This window comes from Candidatus Thiosymbion oneisti, assembly GCF_900092655.1.
Taxonomy (GTDB): domain Bacteria; phylum Pseudomonadota; class Gammaproteobacteria; order Chromatiales; family Chromatiaceae; genus Thiosymbion; species Thiosymbion oneisti.
In genome coordinates this window covers 1-4,656 of sequence record NZ_FLUY01001158.1, presented here as the reverse complement: position 1 = coordinate 4,656, position 4,656 = coordinate 1, and the positions used below count along the sequence as shown (strand labels likewise).

5 protein-coding genes are annotated in these 4,656 nt (G+C 59.5%); 1 reads left to right on the top strand and 4 read right to left on the bottom strand.

Features of this window, described 5'->3' with window-relative positions; all coding sequences use genetic code 11:
* Window positions 1-201: 201 nt before the first annotated feature.
* The 3 genes from BQ17_RS11850 to BQ17_RS11840 form a co-directional block, all read right to left on the bottom strand.
* Window positions 202-1,035 carry a hypothetical protein gene (locus BQ17_RS11850; RefSeq protein WP_089727317.1) on the bottom strand — a complete coding sequence of 278 codons (834 nt, stop codon included), beginning with the start codon at window positions 1,033-1,035 and terminating at the stop codon, window positions 202-204.
* A 78-nt stretch (window positions 1,036-1,113) separates the two neighbouring features.
* Complete coding sequence (locus BQ17_RS11845; protein ID WP_141699247.1) at window positions 1,114-1,797, bottom strand: hypothetical protein; 684 nt, start codon at window positions 1,795-1,797, stop codon at window positions 1,114-1,116.
* A 16-nt stretch (window positions 1,798-1,813) separates the two neighbouring features.
* The gene (locus BQ17_RS11840; protein WP_176722402.1) at window positions 1,814-2,815 is read right to left on the bottom strand and encodes a sulfurtransferase; all 1,002 of its coding nucleotides are present in this window, start codon (window positions 2,813-2,815) and stop codon (window positions 1,814-1,816) included.
* Window positions 2,816-3,051: 236 nt separating this feature from the next.
* Between BQ17_RS11840 and BQ17_RS11835 the strand changes: the two genes are divergently transcribed.
* Entirely contained in the window at window positions 3,052-3,315 is a 264-nt protein-coding gene (locus tag BQ17_RS11835) for a type II toxin-antitoxin system Phd/YefM family antitoxin (RefSeq protein WP_089727310.1), read from the top strand.
* Window positions 3,316-3,338: 23 nt separating this feature from the next.
* Here BQ17_RS11835 and BQ17_RS11830 read toward each other — a convergent pair.
* A partial coding sequence (locus BQ17_RS11830; protein ID WP_089727308.1) for a multiheme c-type cytochrome occupies window positions 3,339-4,656 on the bottom strand: 1,318 nt, incomplete at its 5' end.

Below are 4,656 nucleotides of genomic sequence, written 5' to 3'. Positions count from 1 at the left end.
TAGTTTCGCTCGATATTGCTAGTCCCCGCACTGGAGCGTGTGAACCAAGCGTGTGAGCCAGCAGATACTATGAACTTACAATATCGGTCGAAACTAGGTACTAGTACCCAATTTCAAACGCTATTGCATTTGTAGGGAACGGCCTCCGTGCCGTTCCGCAAACTGTTCGGAACGCCACAGAGGGCGTTCCCTACAGCAAAATCATGCGATTCGGTGGATCAACTTGGGATTGTCGCCAGCGTCGATAGCCGGACACCGGTCTGCATAGGGCATATGGGGTACGCTCATCGCGAGCCACCAGGTTCCGGATCCTCTGGGACATTCGAAGAAATCCAGGCCCGGAAGGTCAACGAGAATCTCGTAGATTTTCCGTTCGTCTTTGACCCAGCAGAACCGACCGATTTGATAAGCGACGCGGGTGCCATCGTTGTAGTTGAGAACTACTTTTTTCTTTCTCTTGGCATCGATAGACAGTTTCGGAACGCCGGATTCGTTGGTCAGGGTCCACTTGACTCCAGTCTCGCCTTCGAGGTCCTTATAGTAGTTGTGGTCGTAGACCGCTGCCATCAGCAGAACGATTCGATAATCCCCGTCCGATGCCAGTTGCCGGAGGAGTTTTGGCTGCCTATTCAGCTCATCCCGAAGCTCCCAAAGATTGGTTATCTGAAAGATGCTGAATTTTCCCTTATTCCCTTTTTTCCTCTCATTATCAGTACTCACAACCAGCTCACCGAATTTTTCGAGGACTTTGCCTGACTCTGCATTAGCCTTTATCTCTTGGACGCTTTCCGCGTCCAGGGCGAAATCAGCCGTCCGCGTCACTTCAATCTTCTCCCATTCTGGCTGGGCCTTGATCTCAAAATGGTTGCGGCCTAAGCGGCGGAGAATCCCGATGGAGCCGATGAAGGCCGCGTGTGCCGCTTTAGTCCTGTACCTTTCGTGCTGGAACATGAAGTAAGGATCGTCTGGAGAGTTGATCGAGGCACACCCTACGGTGCCCAAGCCGATTACGATTATTGCGAGCATGTTTTTCATGGGGCAATCCTCTCTAGGATTCACGTAGATCTGCACATTATATCCGCTTCCGACATTATACACGATGGGAATATGCACTCAGGCCCCCCGACGTGACAACCGGATCTCGATCTGTTTTGTTTGATCGCCGTGGCCGTAGCTGATGACCAGGGCCTTGGCTTGGTTTGCCGCCAAATCGGGCAAGCAGGCGCTGCCGGTTATCTTTCCTGCCGGTGCCAGCTCGACGGCTTTGAGCTTGTGCCGTTCGAATGCCCGTTTGGCGTCTTCCCTGGATTGGGCGGTGGAAGCGGAGATGGCATCGGAGATGATGCCGACGATCGCTCCCCCGAACGGGATGACCTGTCCGACCGCTGCACCGGCGGTGCTGGCGGCTACTTGGCCCCCCGCACTGGGAGGGGCAATGATTTGTTCATAGGAATCCGCCGCGGCCAGATAGCGCCCGTCCGCGTTCAGGAGCTTTACATCGTGGACCGTAAGGGGTCTGCTACCGGTGTTGTCGATGGCAAAGACATATTCGACCCAGCCCGGACTTTCGAGCAGTGTACCCCGGTCCCCTGCCCGTAGGGCATTGATGAGCCGAATGCGGATGCCGGGCGACCGATACTCCTTGGCGTCGGCAACCGTTGCCGGGGATGGTTCTCGGGTCGTGGTCGGTGCCGTACAACCGGCGATTATGAGGACTAGAAGGATTAGGGCAAGGCAGCGAGAGAGACTCGCTGCCGAGCGGTCGTTTTGTCTGTTGGCATACGCAGCTCGGTTCATGGCGCTGACCATTTTTTCAGTCAATCGATACCACGGACTTGCCGCTGTGACTCCACTCGTGCATGGAACCGTCGTAGAGCCGCGCATTCTGGTTGCCCATCAGCTCGTAGGTGACGAACCAAGCAAGGCTGGCCATCACACCGGCACTGCACATGAAGACGGTAGGGGCCTCAGTATCCACCTTGAATAGGGCCGCTACCTGTTTGATCCGGTCCTTGTCATAGAGGGTAGCCGTACCGAAGGAGTCGGCATAAAGACTGATGGGGAAGCTCTTCGCCCCGGAGACATGGCCCTTGACGCCCCGGGCCAATTTTCCGGATGCCGTAAGTCCCAGATACTCGCTAGTGCTGCGCACGTCCACCAGTTGGTCGGTGCCTTGACCCGCGGCCAGTTTCTCGACGTCCTCCATGCTCGCCAGGATTTCGGCGCGCTCGGCGGTGGCCTCGAAATCGCCCTTCTTGGCCTTGGATCTGCCGAATTCGATTTTCTGCTTGTCCTTGATCCATTGGGCGGTACCGCCGTCCAGGAGGGCCACATTGTCGAATCCAAAGTACTTTAGGGTCCAGAACAGACGGGCGGCGAGCGCCATGTGGATGATCGCTTCCCCCTTGCTGGTAATCACCAGGGCGCTGTCGTTGTCGACACCGGATTTTTGCATGAGCCGTTCAAAATCCGATTTTGCGGGCAGCAGGGCCTTGATCTCCTTACCCGCTATCTTGCGCTTGGCGGTAACCTTGTTCCAGGGCACCAGCATCGCCCCCGGTATGTGACCTGCGACCTTGCGCGGCCCCTTCCGCTGCGCGACACCGCAGGGATTCACCGCCCCCGCTCGCTTGTCCCTTTTCCCGAAGCTCTTCACGTCTTTGCGCACGTCGAGAATGACGACCTTATCCAGATTGTTCCGCAACCATTGGGTATCGACCAGGGGTCCCGGGACCTGAGTCGCGGAAGCGGTTGCGGATAGCAAGGCGAGAACACAGAAAAGCGCCCCCGCAAGGGAGATGCGGCGTAGGTTCATCGGGAATCCTCCATAATAGAATGATCGACCAAGGCGAAACAGTAAGGATACTGCGCGCCCAACCATAGCCGACTGCCAAGCAAAGTCAACTCTTGAACCGCAAAGGCGCGAAGGACGCAGACGCAAAAGGTGATGGACGATTGGACCCTAGAGACGCAGAGTTGGGATATTCTACGATTGACAGGCATAAAATATGTGACCACGATTTACGGAAACGGACACAAGATAGGGTCACAATGCAGGTTTCCATACGAGAATTGAAGGCTCATTTATCCCAATACCTCTACCGAGCACAGGCTGGGCAAAGCCTTGAAATCACCTCTCACCGCAAAACTGTGGCGCGGATTATCGGAGTACCCACCACCTCGGACAATGGCCTTACCCGTTTGCTGGCGGGTGGCGCCGCGACTTGGGCGGGGGGAAAACCGACCGGCGCCGGTTTGCGGCTAACCGCGAAGGGTACTCCGGTTTCGCAAATGATGTTGGAAGATCGCGGTTGATGCTTTACTGCGACACATCCGCCCTACTCAAGCTGTATATCGAATTCAATCGCGCATACGACCTCCCGTCCCGGCCAAGGCGGACACCGGGCGCGATAGAGCACGAAGCCGGTTTGGCCGGCCCGGTGCCTTGCCTCCCGGAGCAGTCGCAAGGAGATCGGATCGAGGTCCGCCCCGATGGATGCTTCGAGGCTCGGGTAGACCTGCTCAGCGTAGAGGGCATCCGGCTCGACGAACAGGACTGCCTCTGCGTCCGCGGCGGGTTCCAGTGCGAGCGCCAGCCGTAGCTCCTGGCCGGGGCCCAGCCGTGTATCCGCTACCTCCGTCCAGCCCATGTCCGGGTCCCACTGCAATTGACGCTGGATGATGTGCTCCAGTCCGGCGCCCTCCGGGCCTCCGCTGCGCAGTATCACCCGGATGCGGGGGGTGGCATAGGTGGGCAGCGCATGACCGGCCCCGAGGTTGCGCGCCCGTAGCTCGATCCCCTCCTGCCTGCGCCGAATCTCCACTTGTAATGCCCGGCGGCCCATCCCCGGATCATGGATCCCCTTGAATGCGTGGCTGCCGGCAGGCATGTGGCAATCCCGGCAACCGATGCCCGCGGCTGCATAGGGAGAGGCGCGCCATTCCTGCTCCGTGTCCTCCAACAGCTTGCCGTTGACCCGCTCGCCCCAGTCCGGAAATTGGTGACACGGGGAGCAAAACGCCGCGTCCTTGAACAAGGGCAGCGCCTCCACCCGACCATGGGGCGTAATCGGCTTGGAGCCAGGGCCGTAGCGGCGATGGCGGCGGACATGACAGGCCGCACAATCGACCCCGCTCAGCGACTGCACCTGGCCCGCATCGGCGGCCAGAAACCTGGCCTGTTGCTCGCTCCTTGGGGCGTGACAATTCAGGCAGGAAATCTGGGTCTCCCGGTCGAACGCCGGCAGCTGTCCCAGCACGCCCCCGCGGGCCGAACCGGCATGCAGCGAAGACGACCACTCGCGGAACTGCTTGCGGTGACACACCCCACAGGCCGCCGGGGAAAGGTCCTTTGCCGGCTCCACATAGCCGGCAGGAGCAGTCCCCTGGGGAGGGACAGGGAGCGTCCAGTAGTCATCGGACCCTGCGGCGGCGGATAGGGTGATCCCGAAAACCAGGCCTGCAAGCCCCCGGCTCACGGAGGGTGTCGCAACAGTCTGCCTAGGGCGGATAGGCTTACGCCATCCGCCGTATGCCAGCCACCTCCGTCGCCCTGGTCTGACCCGACCTGCGGGCTGCCATCCGGCGGGTGACGGCGCGCCCACCGCCGCGGCAATCGCGGCGCTTGGCGCACGCGCCTGACCCGCCCTACGGGCT